Source organism: Allocoprococcus similis (assembly GCF_054660775.1).
In genome coordinates, this window is sequence record NZ_BAAHSG010000005.1 from 19,785 (window position 1) to 40,560 (window position 20,776).

A 20,776-nucleotide genomic window follows, 5' to 3' on the forward strand; every position below is an offset into this window, starting at 1 on the left:
TTTTTAGAAATTTGTTCTGATTGTATCTTACCGCAGAAAATGTCAAATGAAAAGTGAAAAAAATGACGTTGTATTTGATCTTTTTATTTCAAAAATTGAACAGCTTTTGCGTGAGAGAAAGTAAAAAATATTTCACTTGGAAAATGAAGAGTTTCCGGGAAAGAGCGTATACTTTCCGGAAAACTCGTGCTAAAATAAGGATAATAATGTTCCGAACAGGAGGCAGGCAAAAATATGGGGAAAGTATTTAATACAACAGCTGTATGTATTCCGGAAAAACATTATATGGTAGATATCACTGAACGCCTGAATCAGATTAAAGCACTGGTAGATGAAGGGAAATATTTTACGATCAACAGAGCCAGACAGTATGGAAAGACGACAACGCTGTTGGCACTGAAAAAAATGCTTGAAAAAGAATATGATGTCATAATGATGGATTTTCAGACATTTGGAAGTGCTGATTTTGCAACGGAAAATATTTTTGCGCTGTCTTTTGCAAATACTTTTCTCAGACAGTTTAAGAAGTATGTATCAGGTATGGAGATTCCGTTAAAACAGGCAGTAGAAATGCTTGAAAAAAGTGTAAATGGAAGAGCGGGATATTTCACATTAAAACCTCTGTTTGAAGAACTTGGAGATATCTGTGAGGCCTCTGAAAAACCGATTGTTCTGATGATTGACGAGGTAGACAGCGCATCCAATAATCAGGTATTTCTTGATTTCCTGGGGCAGCTTCGTGCACAGTATATCAACCGTTTTCAGCAGAAAACATTCCAGTCTGTGATTCTGGCAGGAGTTTACGATATCAAAAATCTGCGTCATAAGATACGTCCGGACGAAGAGCACAAATATAACAGCCCGTGGAATATTGCAGCGGATTTCAAGGTAGATATGAGTTTTTCTGAAAACGAAATCGCAGGAATGCTGGAAGCTTATGAAAAAGATCATCAAACAGGTATGAATATTGAAAAGATGGCAAAGGCAATTTATGCTTATACATCCGGTTATCCGTTTCTGGTTTCAAGAATATGCCAGTTGATGGATGAAGACATCAGTACAGAAGAAAAATATGGCTCGAAGACGGCTGCCTGGACAGATGCCGGATTTCACGAAGCAGTGAAACTGCTTCTGGCAGAAAAAAACACATTATTTGAATCGCTGAGTGAAAAGCTATCCAGTTATCCTGAATTAAATGAAATGCTTTATACTCTGCTTTTTACGGGGAAAGCAATTGCATATAATTATTATGAGCCGTCGATCAGCATTGCAACGATGTTTGGGTTTGTGAAAAATCAGAATGGTGTAATGGCGATTGCAAACCGTCTGTTTGAGACCTGGCTGTATAATCTGTATCTGTCAACATCAGAAATGCAGAGTAAAAAGATTTATTCGGCAGCACTTCTGGATAAGAACCAGTTTATTATGGATGGACGCCTGAATATGAGGCTTATATTAGAAAGATTTGTAGTTCATTTTAATGATCTGTATGGAGAGCGGGAGCAGACTTTTGTTGAAGAAGAAGGAAGAAAATATTTTCTGTTATATCTGCGGCCGATCATCAATGGCACAGGCAATTATTATATTGAAGCCAGAACACGAGGACAGAAAAGAACAGATGTGATCGTGGATTATCTGGGCGAACAGTATGTTATTGAAATGAAAATATGGCGTGGGAAAGAATATAATGAACGGGGTGAAAAGCAATTGGTTGAATATCTGGATGCTTATCATACTTCGACAGGATATCTGCTTAGTTTCAATTTCAATAAGAATAAAGAGACAGGAGTTCATGAAATTGTTCTCGGAGATAAAAAAATTATAGAAGCCGTTGTATAAAAGCTGTTGATTACAGATTACCTGAGAACCAATAATATGAAAAGCAGGACAGATAAAAAGATTCGCGTGTCGACTTATGTCCCTTTCTGTGATATGATAATCAAGAGATTATTATGAGCAGAAAGGGGCATTTTTTCGATGGCAGCAACATCTGAAAATAAGCCAAAACAATATATATCTGTCGGGATCCTGGCGCATGTGGATGCCGGAAAGACGACGCTTTCGGAAGGAATCCTTTATCTTACCGGTCAGATCAGGAAGCTTGGAAGAGTTGACCACGGAGATGCGTTTCTGGACACGTATACGCTGGAGAGAAGCAGGGGGATTACCATTTTTTCCAAGCAGGCGAATTTTGCACTTGGAGACAAGCAGGTGACTCTTCTTGATACACCGGGGCATGTGGACTTTTCAGCAGAAATGGAGCGTACCCTGCAGGTTCTTGATTATGCAATTCTGGTTGTCAGCGGAGCGGACGGTGTGCAGGGGCATACACGAACCCTGTGGAATCTTCTTGCAAGATATCAGGTCCCGACCTTTATTTTCATAAATAAGATGGATCAGGACGGTACGGACAGACAGGACAGACTTGTTGAATTAAAGCGGAAGCTCAGCGGAGAGTGTGTGGATTTTACAGAAGTTGGTGAAGAATTTCTGGAAGAGCTGTCTATGTGCGACGAGACGGTAATGGAAAGCTATCTGGAAAATGGAGAGATCACGGCGAGCCAGATTCAGACGCTGATCCGGGAACGAAAGGTATTTCCATGCTATTTCGGTTCAGCACTGAAGCTGGAAGGTGTGCAGGAATTATTGGACGGACTGGAAAAATACATGGACGGACCGGTAAGCGGGACGCATGCTGAAGAAGCTTTTGGAGCGAAGGTATATAAGATATCCAGAGATCCACAGGGCAGCCGTCTGACACATATGAAGATCACAAACGGAGTACTGAAGGTCAAAGAGATCCTGGAATATATGGCGGAGGAAGAACCTCTGGAGGAGAAAGTCAACCAGATCCGGATTTATTCCGGGGATAAGTACGAGATGGTGCAGGAAGCAGAAAAAGGCTGTATCTGTGCTGTGACAGGACTTACCCGGACTTATCCGGGACAGGGGCTTGGGATGCAGCAAAGTTCGTCGGCACCGATACTGGAGCCGGTTCTGAATTACCGGGTGGAGCTGCCGGAAGGCTGTGATGTGCACCGGATGCTGCAGAATTTCAGACAACTGGAGGAAGAAGATCCGATGCTCCGCGTGGTCTGGAATGAAGAGGCAGGAGAAATCCAGGTCCAGCTGATGGGCGAAGTGCAGACGGAGATTCTGCAAAGCCTTGTAAAAGAACGGTTTGACGTGGATATTTCCTTTGGAAGTGGAAATATTGTTTACAAAGAAACGATTAAAAATACAGTTGAAGGAGTAGGGCATTTTGAGCCGTTGCGTCATTATGCGGAAGTGCATCTGATACTGGAACCGGGAGAGCCGGGAAGTGGAATCTCGATCGATACGATCTGCAGTGAGGATGTGCTGGACAAGAACTGGCAGCGACTGATCCTGACGCATGTGCTGGAAAGAGAGCACCGGGGAGTTCTGACAGGATCGGTCCTTACTGATGTGAAGATCACACTTGCCAGTGGACGTGCACATCTGAAGCATACAGAGGGCGGAGACTTCCGCCAGGCGGTGTACCGTGCGATCCGCCAGGGACTGATGCAGGCGGAGAATGTACTGCTTGAACCGTATTATGCGTTTCGTCTGGAAATTCCGTCAGAGATGACAGGCCGTGCACTTACGGATATTCAGCGGATGAATGGAGAATTTGACGGACCGGAGACGGAAGATGATATGGCAGTGATCACCGGAAGTGCACCGGTGTCTGAAATGCAGGATTATCAGAGAGAAGTAACCACATACAGCAGAGGAAGAGGGAAACTGTTCTGTACGCTGAAGGGATATTTTCCATGCCATAATCAGGACGAAGTTGTAGAGGCGATTGGTTACGATCCGGAGCGGGATGTGGAGAATCCGACGGGCTCTGTATTCTGTGCTCATGGAGCAGGATATAATGTACCGTGGCAGGAAGTGCCGGAACATATGCATATTGAGGCACAGCTTCCGAAGATCCTGGAAGAGCGGAAAAGGCTGGCAGGAGAGACAGAAAAAAGTCTGGATGAGACTGTACCGGTAAATTTACGCAAGGAGAAAAGCGGATCAGCAGAAGCAGCAGCCAGAGGCGGCAGGCATTATGCGCGTAATGCCAGAGAAGACAGGGAGCTGGAAGAGATTTTTATCCGGACTTATGGACGGGTAGAGCGAAAAGCTGATCGTCTTCCAAAGACTGTGACTGCAGGGAAAACGCCAAAAGCAAAGAAAGATGAAGAAGGCGTACAGGAATATTTGCTGGTAGATGGTTATAATGTTATTTTCGCATGGGATGATCTGAAAGAACTGGCAAAAGAGAATATTGAAGCAGCAAGAAATAAACTGATGGATGTGCTTTGCAATTATCAGGGGTTTAAGAACTATCCTCTGATCCTGGTATTTGATGCCTACAAGGTTGAAGGCGAAGCAATGGAAATTTTCAAATACCATAACATTCATGTTGTGTATACAAAAGAAGCTGAGACGGCGGATATGTACATTGAAAAGGTAGTACATGAGGTCGGAAGAAAGTATCATGTGACGGTAGTTACATCAGATGGTGTGGAGCAGGTGATTACACAGGGACAGGGAGGTACGATCATATCTTCCCGGGAGTTCCTGGAAGAGGTGAAGATCGTGAACCGGCAGATTCGGGAAGAATGGGAGCTTCACAAAGAGAGTGCGAAAAATTATCTGTTCGATCATATGGACAGGGAGCTTGCCGGTCATATGGAAGAGGTCCGCATGGGCCGGAAAGAATTGGGTGAGAGAGCAAATGATCAATAAAGAGGAATTTCTGAAAACCTGTAATCTGACAGAGGATGACCTTACGGCTGCCCGGATTTCCTGGGAGGAGCTGACAGAGATCTATGAAGATTATATGTCAAAAACGAAATTGTTCCGTCATCTGGGAAAAGAATTTGTAGATGAATATATCTATGATATTGAGCGGGCAGGGATCCATTCCTATCGTTACAGGACCAAGAATCCAATGCACCTTCTGGAAAAGATCATCCGGAAGCGGAAAGAAAATTATGCAAAATTTGAACATATCAACAAATCGAATTACCACAAATACATCACAGATTTGATTGGTATCAGGGTTTTCTTCCTTTACCGGGAAGACTGGATCCATTTTCATAAGTTCATCACTTCGATGTTTGAAAATGATCCGAAAAATTATATAGAGGACAGGCTGCGGGACTTTGATGAGGATCCGGAGCACTTCTATATCGCAGAACGTCCAAAAGTATACAAGCGTTCCGGGGATACGAGGATTTATGACAGTACGCAGATTGAAGTGCGGACAGGCGGGTATTACCGTTCACTGCATTATATCATCAAGTATCACGGATACTATCTGGAAATCCAGGGCAGAACGCTTTTTGAAGAAGGATGGAGCGAGATCGACCATGATATTGTGTATCCGTACTATAAGGATGATGAGATGCTGACGGAGTTTTCCGGACTGCTGAACCGGCTTTCGGGGATGGCAGATGAGATGAGTTCGTATTTCAGGAAGATGAAAAAACTCAGAGAAGAAGAACCGGATAAAAAAATAAAGGATCTCTTATAAAAAATTAAAAATAAAAAGCAAAAGACGTTCAAAACAAAAGAAAATAAAGTGTTGCAAAATTAGTTTGACAAATAAAACTTGTCTAATTATAATTACACCCATATTAAATGCGACGGGGCATAACAAAAAGTTATGTTCCGTTTGTTTTATATACTGGGAAATTGCATTTCAAAGTATATAAAAACAGAAAGGTCAAATGCAAAGAGGCATAGCTGCAGAAAATTGCGGTTATGCTTTTTTTCATTTTACCTTTTCTAAAAATACAAATAGGGAGGGATTTTCGTGAAAAAGTATATTGCGAAAAGAATGTTTGTTTCAATCGTTACCATCCTGATTATTCTTTTGCTGCTCTTTTGCATGCTGCAGTTCATGCCAGGTTCACCGTTCAATGATGAAAAGCTGTCAGAGGCTCAGGTACAGGTGCTGAATCAGAAATACGGACTGGATCAGCCGATCGTTGTACAGTTTGTAAATTATGTAAAAAATGTTGTGAAAGGTGATTTCGGAGTATCTTACAGTATTTCAAAAAATACAGATATTTCCAAGCTCCTGAACACAAGACTTCCGGTCAGTTTCCGGATTGGCGGACAGGCGGTTGTATTTGGAGCAATTTTAGGAATTTTGCTTGGGATAGTGGCAGCGCTGAAAAGCGGAACCTGGATTGATTCTGTTTGTACCGTTATTTCCGTTTTAGGAGTCAGCCTTCCCTCTTATGTATTTGCTCTTGCAATGGCGTATTTTCTGGGATACCGGGCAAATATTTTTCCACTTTTATATGATTCGGCAGAAGCATTTGCCTCATCGGTAATGCCAACAATTGCACTGGCAATGTTTTCCATTGCAACGGTTGCCAGATTCACCAGAACAGAGCTTCTGGAAGTTCTGGACAGCGACTACATGCTTCTGGCAGAAAGCAAAGGAATTACAGGAAGACCGCTGATCGTAAGACACGCGCTTCGAAATGCACTGATTCCGATCATCACCGTTCTTGCGCCACTGGTTGTCGATCTGATGATTGGCTCTCTGGTAATCGAAAAGATTTTCTCCATACCGGGAATCGGAAGTCTGATGGTAACAGCGATTCAGTCGAATGATTATAACGTGACGATAACCATTGCATTTATTTACAGTGTGATGTATATCGTTCTGATGCTTGCAGTCGATATCCTTTACGGTGTGATCGATCCGAGAATCAGACTTGCGAAGGAATAGGAGGCGGCTATGATGTTGAAAAAGAAAAAAGTACAGATGACAGAAGCCGCATCGGTGGCAGTACCGGTTACCGATGTGGAAGAATATTTAAAAGGAATCCGGTTTCAGGAAGATGATTTTGAATTTCAGCATATGGACGAAGATCTGATTGATACAAACTTTGCAAGTCAGAGCTTCTGGAAGGATGCTTATATGAGATTCAAGAAGAACAAAGGTGCTGTAATCAGTTTCTTTTGTATCCTGCTGATTATCCTTTTGGCAATCGTCGGACCGAACATGACACCGTACACATACGCAACGCAGGATATTAAGAATCAGAATCTTGCACCAAGAGTTCCGGGACTTGAGAAACTCGGAATCCTGGATGGAAGCGAGACGGTTAAGGCTTCCGGTGTGGCAAAGAAGATCAACAAATACATAAGCAATAAAAAGACGGATGTGTATTACTGGTTCGGAAGTGATTCACTTGGACGTGACATCTGGACAAGAACATGGACCGGAACCAGAATCAGCTTGTATATCGCAGTCGTTGCGGTACTGGTGGATATGCTCTTCGGACTCAGCTATGGACTGATCTCCGGATATTTCGGCGGAAAAGTCGATATGGTCATGCAGAGGATCGTGGAAATAGTGAACAGTATACCGACTCTGGTGGTTGTTACGCTGATGATGCTGGTACTCAGTCCCGGACTTACTTCGATCACGGTGGCGCTCATCGTTACCGGATGGATCGGAATGAGCAGGATTGCAAGAGCAGAGATGCTGAAGCTGAAGGAACGGGAATTTGTACTTGCATCAAGAACACTCGGAGCAGGCAGTTTCCGAATTATTTTCAGTGAAATCTTTCCGAATATTTTCGGACCGGTCATCACACAGACCATGTTTTCCATTCCACATGCGATTTTTACAGAAGCGTTTCTGGCATTTATCGGACTGGGTGTTCCGAGCCCGCTTGCATCTCTTGGAACCATGATCTCAGACGGATATAAGAATTTTACAACGCATCCATATCAGATTGTGTTCCCACTGGTTGTTATGTCGCTTCTGATGCTCAGCTTCACACTCTTGGCAGACGGACTCAGAGAAGCGCTGGATCCGAAAATGAAAGAAATGTAGGAGGGATGAAAATGGCAGAACGTGAAAAAATACTGGAGGTTCGTGATCTCTCCATATCATTTAAAACAACAGCAGGAAATGTCAATGCCATCCGTGGCGTAAATTTAGATCTCTACAGGGGGGAGACAGTTGCGATCGTCGGAGAATCAGGTTCAGGAAAGTCGGTAACAGCAAAAGCGGCGATGGGGATTCTGACAAAAAACGGACAGGTAAACAGTGGATCGATCAAATTTACTTATACAAGAGAAGACGGAGAAAAGGTCAGCTGTGACATTTTGAAAATGCAGAAGAAAGAAATCCGTGAACATATCAACGGAAAAAGAATTGCGATGGTATTCCAGGATCCGATGACCTCGTTAAATCCGCTGATGACGATCGGAAAGCAGATCATGGAGGGAATGATCTGGCATTATAAGACACCGAAAGAGGAAGCTTATAAAAAAGCAGTGAAGCTTCTGGAGCTGGTTGGAATTACCGATGCCGAGAAGCGGATGAAGAATTATCCACACCAGCTTTCCGGTGGAATGCGCCAGAGAGTGGTGATAGCGATCGCACTTGCCTGTAACCCGGAGCTGCTGATCTGTGATGAACCGACAACAGCGCTGGATGTGACGATCCAGGCAAAGATCCTGGAGCTGATCCGAAATATCCAGAAAAAGACCGGAATTTCTGTTATTTATATTACCCATGATCTGGGAGTTGTTGCAAAGGTTGCAGATTATGTCAACGTTATGTACGCGGGAAAAATCGTGGAAAAGGGAAGCATCGATGAAATATTTTATGATCCGAAGCACCCGTATACCTGGGGACTTTTATCAGCAATGCCGGATCTTAATACAGCAGACAGCAGACTTTTTACCATACCGGGAAGTCCGCCGAATCTGCAGAAACCGGTGTGCGGAGATGCATTTGCACCGCGAAATAAATATGCGCTCAAGATTGATTCAAGGGTAGAACCGCCAATGTTCAAAATCAGTGATTCCCATTTCGCGGCGACATGGCTTTTGCATCCGCTTGCACCGAAGGTAGAAATGCCGGAGGAACTGAAGAAAAGGATCATCCGGATGAAGGAGGAAGCGGCAGTATGACAGAGACAAAAAGAGAGCCACTCCTGAAAGTAGAAGGGCTGAAACAGTATTTTAAAGTAAATAAAAAGTTTACCGTAAAGGCAGTCGATGACGTAAGCTTTGAGATTTATCCGGGAGAAACTTATGGTCTTGTCGGTGAATCCGGATCCGGAAAATCAACGATCGGGAGATCCTGCATCCGGCTTTATAAGCCGACAGATGGAAAAATTACATTTGAGGGCATGGATTGCTCAGGAAAACTTTCTAAAGCGGATGAGAAAAAATTAAGAGTAGATATGCAGATGATCTTCCAGGATCCGATGGAATGTCTGAATCCGAGAAAAAAAGTATCGGATATCATCGGACAGGGGCTGGACATCCATCATATGTATAAAAGCTTTGACGACAGAAATGATAAAATTGCAGAAATACTGGAAAAGGTTGGACTTACCCCGGAGCATGCAACAAGATATCCGCATCAGTTTTCCGGAGGACAAAGACAGAGAGTCGGGATCGCAAGAGCGCTGGTGATGAATCCGAAACTGATCATTGCGGATGAATGTATCTCGGCACTTGATGTGTCGATCCAGGCACAGGTGGTAAATCTGATGAAAGATATCCAGCAGGAGACACAGACAGCTTATTTGTTTATTGCACATGACCTTTCCATGGTGAAATATATTTCGGACAGGATCGGGGTGCTTCATCTGGGACATCTGGTAGAAACCGGAACAACAGAGGAGATCTTTGAAAATCCGGTACATCCGTACACGAAGAGCCTGATTTCCGCTATTCCGCAGCCAAACCCGTGTGTGGAAAAGAACCGGACATCACTGCATTACGATTATGAAACCAGTGGAATTGATTATAACAAAGGAATCTTAAGAAAAGTAGAAGGTACACATTTTGTACGTTCTACAGAAGAGGAATTCGATTCCTGGGTATTACACTGATATCAGACTTTCTTATTCCATAGGAAATTCCAAAGGAACTTCCTATGAAACAAAAGGCACTGCGTGCCGGAGATGCGCACTCGCACGAAGATGAAGAATGTCGCAAGCGGTCTACGCTCCGCTTCGGTCGTTGCTTAACGAGCGTCACTGGCGCTCAGCAACGTGCTCGGCGCGAGAATGTGCCTTGGCACATTCTTTTTACAGATAAGAGAGTTTCGATAAATATATTTTTGGAGGTAGGATTATGAAAAACTGGAAAAAAGCAGCAGCAATGGCTGTGACCGCATCCCTGTGTATAACTGCACTTGCCGGATGCGGTGGCAGCTCGAAAACCGAAGAAAAAACAGATAGTACCGAAAAGAAAAGCGCGTCAGATAATACGTTGCATTATCAGATCGGTGTAGCAATTGATTCGCTGAACCCACAGCTTGCAAATGACGGAACCTCATTTTCAGTACTGGCGCAGTGTATGGAAGGTCTTTATACCAAAGATGAAGACGGAAATGCAATTCTTGCGGCAGCGGAAAGTGTAGATAAGTCAGATGATGGACTTACTTATACATTTAAGCTTCGTGATGATGCAAAATGGTCCGATGGATCCGATGTGACAGCAGATGATTTCGTATATGCATGGCAGACACTGGCAGATCCGAATACAGGAAGTGAGTATCAGTTCTTTGTACAGACGGCGTGTCTTCTGAATGCGGATGATATTGTGGCAGGAAATAAACCAGTGACAGATCTTGGTGTAGAGGCAGTGGATGACAAAACTCTGAAGGTTACACTTTCTTCCCCTTGTGCCGTGTTTGAAAGTCTGATGACTTTCCCGAGCTTCTTACCTGTAAAACGTGATTTTGCACAGGAAGCAGGAGATAATTTTGCAACATCAGCAGATACGATCCTCTGCAATGGTGCATTTAAGATCACAGATTACGAACCATCTGCAATGACGATCAAGGCAGAGAAAAATGATGATTATTATGATGCAGGTGATGTAAAATTAGACGGTGTAGAATGGCAGGTTATCCTGGATAACCAGACAGCAGCAATGTCTTATGAATCAGGAGATCTGGATGTAGTAACCCTGACCGGAGATCTGATCGAACAGTATCAGGATGATGAAAACTTCAGCACTTCCCAGGATGGATATATGTGGTATATTTCTCCGAACACAGAAGTAAAAGAGCTTGCAAATGAAAATATCCGTCTGGCTCTTGCAAAATCTTTTGATAAAGAGGCAGTTACAGATACTCTTCTGAAAGACGGCTCTACACCGGCTGATTACATTGTGGCAGAAAATCTTGCAGTAAGTCCGGATGGTACAGAATTCCGTAAACAGGCAGGAACCTATGATAACTGGACCTATGATGTAGATGCTGCAAAAGAATACTGGAGCAAGGGACTTTCTGAACTGGGAATCGATTCTCTTGAACTGGAGCTTGTAACAGAAGACAGTGACTCTGCACAGCAGGTGGCACAGTTCCTGCAGAATGAATGGCAGACAAACCTGGAAGGACTTACCGTATCAATCAAGGTTGAACCGAAGAAAGCACGTCTGGAAGATATGCAGAACGGAAACTACCAGCTTGGTCTTACAAGATGGGGACCAGACTACGCAGACCCGATGACAGATCTTGACTGCTTCATCACAGGAAGCTCAACCAACTATGGTCGTTACAGCAATACAGAATATGATGATACGATCGACTCAGCAAAATATGGTGAGCTTGCCCTGGATACAGAAGCAAGATGGAATGCGCTGGTTGACTGCGAGAAGATGCTTGCAGATGACTGTGTGGTATTCCCAATCTATCAGCAGTCAATTGCCCGGATGATCAGTCCGAATGTCAGTGGAATTTATTTCTACAGTACAGGATCGAACTATTCATTTAAGTATGCGGAGAAGAAATAGAAGGTTCTTATTTGCAGTAAGAAATTCTGAGGGAACTTCGGGAAGAGAAAATAGAAAAATAGTATATTTTGCCAGCAATGTAAAAATTGCTGGCAATTTTTTGATATTGTACCATTCGTAGAACAGTATGTTACAAATTTTTCAGTTGCGAGAAATTTTTTTAACATCTATAATAAAAATGCCGACTATTATCGAGAGAGGAGAGAGTACGTTAATGCAGAAGAAAAAATGGCATGTATTAATTGTGGATGATGAACTTAGGATAGGAACTCTTATAAACAAATTGATTCATTGGGATGAATTTAATCTGGAGTGTGTAGATGTAGTCGATAATGGAGAAAAAGCGTTCGAGATTATACAAAGTGACAGGTGTCCGGATATCGTTCTGACGGACATTCGTATGCCGAAGATCAGTGGACTGGATCTGATCAGGATGACAAGAGAACATCACAGGGATGTGAAGTTTATTGTGATCAGTGGATATAAAGAATTCGAGTATGCACAGCAGGCACTGCAATATGGTGTCGAGGATTATCTGCTTAAGCCGATCAATGAAGAAGAACTGAATCATGTTATGGGGAAAATTTCAGAAAAATTAAATGAGCAGTGGGAAGCAGAGACGGAACAAAAAGCATTTAAGGAAACGGTATCTGAGAGCAGACATATCATAAAAAGAGATTTTCTGAAAAATATCATAGAAACAGAAGAACCGGAAGAAGTAGATGACCGTGTAGAATTTCAGGGGGAGATTTACCGGGGAATTGATATCAAGCTGGACTATGTGGATTACAACAGGAAAGATAAAAAGCAGGACAAGCTTACCATATCCAGAGTGGAAGAAATCGTAGAAGGAATTCTCAAAACAGAAGCGGAAGAAGTCTTAATCTGCGAGAAAGAAAATTTACATATCTATTGTCTGTTCAATTATGATTTTAATAATTCAAAGGCGATAAAGAACAGCATCAACAATATTCTTGCAGAAATCAAGGATTATCTGATGGGATTTGAACAGTATGAAGTGACAATCGGAGTCGGAACGGAAAGGAAAGAATTTGCAGAGATCCGTTTTTCGATAAAAGAAGCACACCGGGCAGTTGGAAATCGAATCAAACAAGGCGTTGGCAGGACAATTTATGCAGATACGATTCCGCGGAAACTGGGAAGAGAAGAAATTTTGTCGGAAGAACAGAAAGAATGGATCCGTACCGGTATTGAAGGATATTCCATGGAAAAGCTGGAATATTGCATCAGTCAGATATACAGCGCGTATATGACACAGGATAAATTTGATTTTTCGGAGTGCTATGACATAGCAGAAGAGATTGTCAATTACTTTTTTGATCATGTGGAGATACAGCAGGAAGAAATTGGCCGGTTAAAGAAGAAGATCCTTTCCAATTGTGAGCACTGCTATACGATCAGTGGATTGAAAAAATGTCTGAAAAGCTGTCTTGGAGGCGTTATGGAAGAAAGCAGGGAGGCGGCAGAAGCAGAATCTGTAAAACCAATCCGTCAGGCAAGAAAGTATATGGAAGAGCATTACAGTGAAAAAATTGTTCTGGAAGACCTTGCAGAAATCGTGGGACTGAATCCGGTTTATTTCAGTGTGCTGTTTAAAAAAGAGACCGGGATCAATGTCAGTGCCTATCTGCTGAATGTAAGGATGGAAAAAGCGAAAGAGCTTTTGTGCAATACCAATGAGACGATCGCGGCGATTGGAGATCGGGTAGGATATAAAGATTCCAGATATTTTAGTCAGACATTTACAAAACAGGTAGGAGTAAAACCGGTTTTGTATCGAAAACTTCATTCTTAGCGGGAGACTGATGTGATGGGATTTATTAAGAAGTTTGAAAGAGTAATTTTAGCAGACATGATTTTCAGCCTGATCGTACTGATCATGGCATTTATGGGATGGCATTCCGAGAATATTTTTATGCTGATCGCAATCGTACAGATTATACTGGTCGATTATCTGGTGATCGTGATTGTTTATCCGCTTCAGATTTTCTCAAAGAATTTAGACAGTTTTAATGAGATGGATTTTGAAAAAGAAGAGATGGGGATACCGACATCGGGTATTCCATTTGAAAAACAGGTATACAGGCTGGTAAATCAGTATGCTGCCTGCAAAACAAGAAAAAATAATGCACAGATTCTGAATAAACAGACAGAACTGACTGCATTGCAGAGCCAGATTAATCCGCATTTTCTATATAATACGCTGGAGTGTATCAGAGGACAGGCACTGATTGACGGCAATATGGAAATTGCCAAAATGGTAGAAGCTTTGTCGGCATTTTTCAGGTATAGCATTAGCCGGAAAGGGAATCTGGTAACGCTCCGTGATGAACTGGCGAATATTGAGAATTATATGCTGATCCAGAGATACCGTTTTAATAACCGATTCTCAATGGAAGTAGTCATAGATGAGGAAGATGAAGAGGCATATAATTTTATGATACCGAGGCTGATCATTCAGCCGATCGTGGAAAATGCAATTTTCCATGGTCTTGAAGAAAAACTGGAAGGCGGAAAGGTTACGATAGAAGTGATCGTTACAGATCAGAATTTAATTCTCACAATTTCTGATAATGGAAAGGGAATGGACAGTAAGAAACTAAAAGAATTAAATGCCAGAATCCAGATGGATAATGTGGATCTGGATGAGGAAGAGAAACGTAATCACCGGAATACCGGAATTGCGCTTCCAAATATTCATAAAAGGATTCGTCTTCTCTTCGGAGAAGAATATGGTGTAAATGTATACAGTACAGTTGGACAGGGAACGGACGTGGAGATTACGATTCCGGTAAATGATAAAAATAGCCAGGGGATTATTGATGAAAAAAGAATTACTAAGAATTAATCACTTAAATTGTACATATACCCCAACAAGAAAGCTCGAGAATGTGTCGTTTTGTATTCTGGAAGGAGAATGCATAGGATTTCTCGGGCTTACTTATTCTGGGAAAGATTTACTTTCCGGTGTTTTGAGGGGGAAACTTACGGAAGGAAAAAGAGTCGGAACGATTTATATAGATGGACAGAAAATAGATGACTGGGAGATTCTTAACCAAAAGATATACTGCCTTCGTCCGGATAATTATATTATTGAAGACTGGACGGTAGCAGAATATCTGTGTCTTGTAGATTCGGGATGGTCAGGAGCATTCTGGAGAAGAAGCAGGTTAGAAGAAGAGGCAGAAGAACTGTTTTCTGAATTTGATCTGATGATTGAGGTATCAGAACGGATGAAGAAGCTTTCGGAAAGTGAAAAGCGAATTGTGGATATTGTAAAAGCATATCGGCAAGGTGCGAAGATTGTGATTATTGAAGATGAATTTGAGGGAATGAGTCAGGATGACATTATAAAATTCGGAAAGATTATGCACCGGCTGATAGCGGGAAAAATGGGCGTGATCATTAACAGTAATTCTAATTTCATATCATCTGCATTGTCTGATAAATATGTGATATTCAATAAAGGACATATCGTAAAAAAATGTGCACGGGAGTACATAAAAACAGAAGAACAGCTGGAACAGTATTTGTTGGGAAATAGTGAAGTGTCAGCAAAAAGCAATGTTTTTGCAGGCACAGAATCTCCGGGATATGACGATGATGTGGTATACCGGGTCAGAAATCTGAAAATCCGTAAAGATTATAAAGAAACATTCGATTTTATAAAGGGAGAAGTTGTTACGATTCTTGTGCAGGGACGAAGAGAAAAGGAACAGATTTTTCTGACATTATCCGGACGCGAACAAAGCGGGGATACATATTATATACTTAACGGAAAACGTCATGAAAATATGGACTGTTATGAACTTGCAGGGGAAAAGATAGTATCGATCCGTGCACTTGGAAGCCGGGAAGAAGTATTTGAACATATGACTGTAGAAGAAAATCTTATGCTGCCATCACTCAAAAAGATTTCTTTTTGGGACTATCTGAGAACCTCCAGAGGAATCCGCAAGATGATGCTGGAAGAATTGGGAGAAGAGCAGAACATAAAAAATATCAAAATGGAAGAACTTGGAAGCAATGAAAGAATCCGCATGACGCTTGAGAGGTGGTATATTTTTAACCCGAATGTGTTGATCTTGTTTGAACCTTTTGCCTTATGTGATGCAAATGATGTGGCAGTAGTGAAAAAATATGTCAAAAAATTCTCGAATAAGGGAACAGCAGTCGTTATTGTAAATACAAGAGAGGAATATGTGGAAGATATTTCCGATCGAATCATACGAATCAGATAATATCCTAAAAATCCTCACACTTATTCTAAATTTTTTCACATTGGAAAAGATACTTTATGATTTTATAATGTAATCATTCCAAGAGGGAACTCGAAAGACAAAGAGTAAAAGGAGGAAACGGAAATGAAAAAGAAAATTATTGGAGTACTGTTATCAGCAGCTATGGTTGCAACGATGGCAATGGGATGTGGTTCAAGCGGAAGCTCAGACTCATCAGCAAAAGCAGAAAGTGGTAAAGCTGGAAAAGCAGAAGACATGACTTTCGTTGTTGTTCCAAAATGTGTGCATGCATGGTTCGATGAAGTAAACAAAGGTGCTCAGAAAGAGGCAGATCTTCTTTCAGAACAGCTTGGAGTAGAAGTTAAGATCGATTACCGTGCTCCAGAATCAGCAGAAGTATCTGCACAGAACTCAACACTGGAACAGGCATCAGCAACAAACCCGACAGCAATCCTGCTTGATCCGGTTGACTATGACGGAAGTGCTGATATCATCAAAGAAATCCAGGACAGAAATATTCCGGTTATCTTATTTGATGCTCCTACACCAGAAGGAAGCGGACTTACATCAGTAGGTAACGATTTCGCAGAACAGGCAACAATCGCTGTTGATATGCTTGTTGAAAAGATGGGAACAAAAGGAAAAGTTGCAGTTATGCAGGGCGCTCCTACAGCTCCGAACCACGCTGAAAGATATCAGGCTCACTTAGACGCACTTGCTAAATATCCGGATATCGAAGTAATCGACGGTGGTATTGACAATGACAACGTTGAAACAGCTCAGTCTCAGGCAGCAGCTGTACTTGCAGCAAATCCTGACCTTACAGGATATCTGAACTGTGATGCATGCGGATCTGGTGTTGCAGCAGCAATCGAAGAAAAAGGTATGCAGGACAAAGTAACATTCGTAGCAATGGACAACCTGATTGAAATTCTTGATTATGTTAAGACAGGAACAATCACAGCTACATCTTCAACACTTCCACAGGAACAGGGAATGTACGCAGTGCTGATGGCATATCAGGCATCTCAGGGAATGCCTCTTCCGGCAAATGTTGATACAGGAATCGGACGTATCACATCAGAAAACATTGATGAATGGATCGAAACTGTTAGCGCTAAATAGTAAAAGTGAAAAAGATTTAGAATGACTACTAAGCGGGGGCTTGTAACTCGATATAATCAAGTTGCTCGTCCCCGCTTTTTGAGTGAGGAGCATATCTATGAAAATATTAGAGGCGAAAAATATTACAAAGATGTTTCCGGGAGTTATCGCCCTGGATTCAGTAGATGTAGCCTTTGAACCAGGAGAAATTCATGCGATCATCGGAGAAAACGGAGCGGGAAAAAGTACACTGATCAAATGTCTTACCGGAGTATATGAACCGGAAGAAGGAGAAGTTCTGATCGGTGGCGAAAATGCGATGAAGAATAAAGCACTTTTCGACAAGATTGCATACGTCCCACAGGAAATTGACCTGTTTGGATATATGTCTGTTGCTGAAAATTTATTTATTCCGTATGAAAAATCAGGGATCAAAGGAACTGTAAATCAAAAGGAAATTGAGGAACGGGCAATTCCGATTCTGGAAAAATTCTCAATTCCTGTAAAACCGAATGAGCTGGTAAAGGATATATCTATTTCTTCACAGCAGCTGTTACAGATTGCCCGTGCAACCGTACATGAAGATTATGAAGTGTTGATGCTTGACGAGCCGACAACCAGTCTGACAAGCAGGGACACAGAAATTTTGTTTGATATAGTAGAGAAAATAAGAAAAGAAAATAAGGCAATTATTTTCATTTCACATAAATTGGAAGAAATCTTCCAGCTTGCAGATGTAATTACGGTATTCCGTAATGGTAAGAAAGTTGCATACTCAGAGATCAAGGATGTAGATACCGGATGGGTTATCAAACAGATGACCGGCCGTGAACTGGATCAGAATGAACGTTTCTACTCCACAAAGGTATCAGATGAGGTGCTGCTGGAAGTTGACGGACTTACAGGAGAAAAATTTACAAATGTAAGTTTCAAGCTGAAAAAAGGAGAAATCCTTGGATTTTCAGGACTGGTCGGTGCGGGACGAAGTGAAGTAATGCAGGCAATCTTCGGATATCTGCCAGTGTATAAAGGATCCGTTAAGCTGGACGGAGAGGACTGGAAATTAGGAGATACCAATTATTCCGTTAAACATGGATTTATCTACCTGCCGGAGGAACGCAAAAAACAGGGAATTTTACCGGTGCTTTCTATCAGAGATAATATTTCAGTTTCTGTTCTTGATGAACTGAAAAGTGGAATCAGTATTTCCAGAAAGAAAGAAAATGAGCTGGCAAAAAATGTCATAGAGACGTATGACGTAAAGACACCAGGGGCAGATAAAGAAATCCAGTTCCTGTCAGGTGGTAATCAGCAGAAAGTCATTATCGGACGTGCGATGGCATGCAAGCCAAAGCTTCTGGTATTTGATGAGCCGACAAAGGGAATTGATGTAGGAACGAAAACGGAGATTTATCGTCTCATGAAGAAGCTTGCAGAAGAAGAGGGGATCGGAATTATCATGATTTCATCTGAGATGGAAGAGATTAAGAAGTGCTCGAACAGAGTTATTGCAATGTATGAAGGCAGGATCGCCGGAGAATTCGATGAGTACACAGAGCAGCAGGCTATTCTTGGAGCAATTATTGGTGTAGATTCTTAGATGAAAGAGGAAGTTTAATTATGAGTAAAGAAAATACAAAACAAAAATCTGGAAATGCATTTATCAGTGCATTAAAGAAAAGTAATATGACAGCGATGGCGGCAATACTGGTGGTTATGATTATTATTGCAAGTATTGTGTCACCATACTTCTTAAATGTGTATAACTTACAGTCTGTACTTCGAGATCTGGCATTTGTCGGCATGATCGGTATTGCGCAGTCACTGCTTTTGTTAGTTGGAGAACTGGACTTATCTGTAGGTAAGATTGCCTGCCTGTCTGGTATCTTAACAGGTATGTTAATGGTAAATGTAGGATTAAACCCATGGCTTTGCCTGGTAATCGGATTAATTCTCGGACTTATTTTTGGATTTATCAACGGTATTATCATCACACGTCTCCGTCTGAACTCTATGGTTGCTACAATCGGTATGCAGGGTGTATATGGTGGTATCAACCTGGTTATCACAAAAGGTAAAGCAGTTACCGGTATTCCGTCTGATACACAGGCACTTGGAAAACAGTCTGTCGGACCAATTCCGATTCCGTTCATTATCTGTATTATTGTATTGATCTTAATCTTATTCATGGTTAAGAAGACAAAAACAGGTCGCTACATCTATGCAATTGGTAATAGTAAAGAAGCTGCTAAGATTCTTGGAATCAAAGTAGATCGCATTCGTGTTATGATCTACTCACTGGTGGGTCTTATCTCAGCACTTGCAGGTCTTCTGTATGTATGCCGTCTTGGTTCAGCCCAGACAGCAATCGGTGAAGACTGGCCAATGAACTCGATCGCAGCATCTGTAATCGGTGGTGTATCACTTACAGGTGGTGTTGGTAATCCGGCAGGAGCCCTGATCGGAGCAGCAGTCATTACAATTATCCAGAACATCATTGTACTGTTCGGTGTTAACTCTTACTGGCAGTCAGCAGTCAGCGGTATCGTTGTAGTACTTGCTATTTCCTTCAGTTCTATTTCCGATATCGTTCGTGAAAACAGACAGAAAAAGATTAAATTGAACTAAATTTTAAATGCATATAGGACTGGCAGTTTGACATGGTGCTGCCAGTCTTACGACTAAGAAGGAGGTATTTTTCAGATGAGATTGGGGTTAAACTTATCATTTGCAGTAAAACGCTGGATGGATCCGGTAAAACTGGCAAAGATGGTAAAAGAAGATTTTGGTGTGGATCACGTGCAGTTTAGCTGGGATCTGATTGATCCGTGGTGGCCGCAGAAACAGAGAGATGTCATGGTATATCAGTATAAAGATGCATTTGAAGCAGCAGGTGTCAGTATTGATGCAACATTTGGAGGACTTGCATCTTACTCTTATGCACATCTTCTTGCACCGTCAAAAGTTCAGAGAGATGTTGCATTTACCTTTTTCAAGAGAGCCATTGATATGACAGTTGAAATGGGTGCAAGTGTAATGGGAACACCGGTTGGTGGAATGGATTATGAAGATGCAAGAAACCCGGAAAGACGGGAAGAACTTTACCAGGATATGCTGAATTATCTGAGACAGCTTGCTGAATATGGCAAAGTAAAAGGTCTGAAAGAAATCCATATTGAAGCAACCCCGCTGATTACAGAATTTCCACACAGTCCGGAAGTATCTGTGAAAATGATGCAGGATCTGGAAGGTACAGATATTCCGATCAAACTGCTGGTTGACTGGGGACATGCCCTTTATAAACCACTTCTGAAAGAAGAAGCAGATATTGAACTCTGGTTTAATAAATGTGCTCCGTATATTGGATCAATCCATTTACAGCAGACAGACGGGTTGTGGGACAGACACTGGGATTTCACCCATGAAGAAGGAATTATTACACCGGAGCTTATTAAGAGAGCCACAACCGGAGCCGGACTGGATAATATTACACAGTATCTGGAAGTTGTAACTATTTTTGAAGATGATGACGATGCCGTTTATGAAGGAATGAAAAAGACAATGGATTATCTTCATAAAGAGCTTGGATGTTAAGGAGG

15 protein-coding genes are annotated in these 20,776 nt (G+C 41.9%); all 15 read left to right on the top strand.

Annotated features, from left to right (window positions below; genetic code table 11):
- The first annotated feature begins 234 nt into the window (after positions 1-234).
- The 15 genes from ACYQ5K_RS01955 to ACYQ5K_RS02025 all read left to right on the top strand — a co-directional run bounded on the left by ACYQ5K_RS01955 (position 235) and on the right by ACYQ5K_RS02025 (position 20,771).
- Positions 235-1,839, top strand: coding sequence for an AAA-like domain-containing protein (locus ACYQ5K_RS01955; protein WP_173688314.1), 1,605 nt, complete (start codon positions 235-237; stop codon positions 1,837-1,839).
- Positions 1,840-1,977: 138 nt separating this feature from the next.
- The gene (locus tag ACYQ5K_RS01960; RefSeq protein ID WP_173688313.1) at positions 1,978-4,761 is read left to right on the top strand and encodes a translation factor GTPase family protein; all 2,784 of its coding nucleotides are present in this window, start codon (positions 1,978-1,980) and stop codon (positions 4,759-4,761) included.
- Entirely contained in the window at positions 4,751-5,551 is an 801-nt protein-coding gene (locus ACYQ5K_RS01965; protein ID WP_173688312.1) for a GTP pyrophosphokinase, read from the top strand. Before ACYQ5K_RS01960 ends, ACYQ5K_RS01965 begins: the two co-directional genes overlap by 11 nt.
- A 282-nt stretch (positions 5,552-5,833) precedes the next feature.
- Positions 5,834-6,763 carry an ABC transporter permease gene (locus ACYQ5K_RS01970; RefSeq protein ID WP_459777236.1) on the top strand — a complete coding sequence of 310 codons (930 nt, stop codon included), beginning with the start codon at positions 5,834-5,836 and terminating at the stop codon, positions 6,761-6,763.
- A gap of 9 nt (positions 6,764-6,772) precedes the next feature.
- Positions 6,773-7,879, top strand: coding sequence for an oligopeptide ABC transporter permease (gene opp3C / locus ACYQ5K_RS01975; protein ID WP_459777237.1), 1,107 nt, complete (start codon positions 6,773-6,775; stop codon positions 7,877-7,879).
- 11 nt (positions 7,880-7,890) lie between these two features.
- Entirely contained in the window at positions 7,891-8,967 is a 1,077-nt protein-coding gene (locus tag ACYQ5K_RS01980; protein ID WP_459777238.1) for an ABC transporter ATP-binding protein, read from the top strand.
- On the top strand, positions 8,964-9,899 hold the full coding sequence (locus ACYQ5K_RS01985; protein WP_173688309.1) for an ABC transporter ATP-binding protein: 936 nt from the start codon (positions 8,964-8,966) through the stop codon (positions 9,897-9,899). Before ACYQ5K_RS01980 ends, ACYQ5K_RS01985 begins: the two co-directional genes overlap by 4 nt.
- 244 nt (positions 9,900-10,143) lie before the next feature.
- Entirely contained in the window at positions 10,144-11,811 is a 1,668-nt protein-coding gene (locus ACYQ5K_RS01990) for a peptide ABC transporter substrate-binding protein (protein WP_173688308.1), read from the top strand.
- 214 nt (positions 11,812-12,025) lie between these two features.
- Positions 12,026-13,627, top strand: a complete 1,602-nt coding sequence (locus ACYQ5K_RS01995) for a response regulator (RefSeq protein ID WP_173688307.1) — start codon at positions 12,026-12,028, stop codon at positions 13,625-13,627.
- A 15-nt stretch (positions 13,628-13,642) separates the two neighbouring features.
- Complete coding sequence (locus ACYQ5K_RS02000; RefSeq protein WP_173688306.1) at positions 13,643-14,680, top strand: sensor histidine kinase; 1,038 nt, start codon at positions 13,643-13,645, stop codon at positions 14,678-14,680.
- Positions 14,655-16,073 (top strand): ATP-binding cassette domain-containing protein, encoded by a 1,419-nt coding sequence (locus ACYQ5K_RS02005; RefSeq protein ID WP_459777239.1) that lies wholly within the window; start codon positions 14,655-14,657, stop codon positions 16,071-16,073. The genes ACYQ5K_RS02000 and ACYQ5K_RS02005 overlap by 26 nt, the downstream gene beginning before the upstream one ends.
- 123 nt (positions 16,074-16,196) lie before the next feature.
- Complete coding sequence (locus ACYQ5K_RS02010; protein WP_173688304.1) at positions 16,197-17,198, top strand: substrate-binding domain-containing protein; 1,002 nt, start codon at positions 16,197-16,199, stop codon at positions 17,196-17,198.
- Positions 17,199-17,295: 97 nt separating this feature from the next.
- Positions 17,296-18,777 carry a sugar ABC transporter ATP-binding protein gene (locus ACYQ5K_RS02015; protein WP_173688303.1) on the top strand — a complete coding sequence of 494 codons (1,482 nt, stop codon included), beginning with the start codon at positions 17,296-17,298 and terminating at the stop codon, positions 18,775-18,777.
- 20 nt (positions 18,778-18,797) lie between these two features.
- Positions 18,798-19,805, top strand: a complete 1,008-nt coding sequence (locus ACYQ5K_RS02020) for an ABC transporter permease (RefSeq protein ID WP_173688302.1) — start codon at positions 18,798-18,800, stop codon at positions 19,803-19,805.
- 75 nt (positions 19,806-19,880) lie between these two features.
- Positions 19,881-20,771 carry a sugar phosphate isomerase/epimerase family protein gene (locus ACYQ5K_RS02025; RefSeq protein WP_173688301.1) on the top strand — a complete coding sequence of 297 codons (891 nt, stop codon included), beginning with the start codon at positions 19,881-19,883 and terminating at the stop codon, positions 20,769-20,771.
- The last annotated feature ends 5 nt before the right edge of the window (positions 20,772-20,776 follow it).

Coding starts and splice junctions, on each gene's coding strand:
- ACYQ5K_RS02005 (WP_459777239.1), top strand. CDS start 14,655: ATGAAAAAAGAATTACTAAGAATTAATCACTTAAATTGTACATATACC.
- ACYQ5K_RS01965 (WP_173688312.1), top strand. CDS start 4,751: ATGATCAATAAAGAGGAATTTCTGAAAACCTGTAATCTGACAGAGGAT.
- ACYQ5K_RS02015 (WP_173688303.1), top strand. CDS start 17,296: ATGAAAATATTAGAGGCGAAAAATATTACAAAGATGTTTCCGGGAGTT.
- ACYQ5K_RS01990 (WP_173688308.1), top strand. CDS start 10,144: ATGAAAAACTGGAAAAAAGCAGCAGCAATGGCTGTGACCGCATCCCTG.
- ACYQ5K_RS01995 (WP_173688307.1), top strand. CDS start 12,026: ATGCAGAAGAAAAAATGGCATGTATTAATTGTGGATGATGAACTTAGG.
- ACYQ5K_RS01955 (WP_173688314.1), top strand. CDS start 235: ATGGGGAAAGTATTTAATACAACAGCTGTATGTATTCCGGAAAAACAT.
- ACYQ5K_RS02010 (WP_173688304.1), top strand. CDS start 16,197: ATGAAAAAGAAAATTATTGGAGTACTGTTATCAGCAGCTATGGTTGCA.
- ACYQ5K_RS01960 (WP_173688313.1), top strand. CDS start 1,978: ATGGCAGCAACATCTGAAAATAAGCCAAAACAATATATATCTGTCGGG.
- ACYQ5K_RS02025 (WP_173688301.1), top strand. CDS start 19,881: ATGAGATTGGGGTTAAACTTATCATTTGCAGTAAAACGCTGGATGGAT.
- ACYQ5K_RS02000 (WP_173688306.1), top strand. CDS start 13,643: ATGGGATTTATTAAGAAGTTTGAAAGAGTAATTTTAGCAGACATGATT.
- ACYQ5K_RS01980 (WP_459777238.1), top strand. CDS start 7,891: ATGGCAGAACGTGAAAAAATACTGGAGGTTCGTGATCTCTCCATATCA.
- opp3C (WP_459777237.1), top strand. CDS start 6,773: ATGATGTTGAAAAAGAAAAAAGTACAGATGACAGAAGCCGCATCGGTG.
- ACYQ5K_RS01985 (WP_173688309.1), top strand. CDS start 8,964: ATGACAGAGACAAAAAGAGAGCCACTCCTGAAAGTAGAAGGGCTGAAA.
- ACYQ5K_RS02020 (WP_173688302.1), top strand. CDS start 18,798: ATGAGTAAAGAAAATACAAAACAAAAATCTGGAAATGCATTTATCAGT.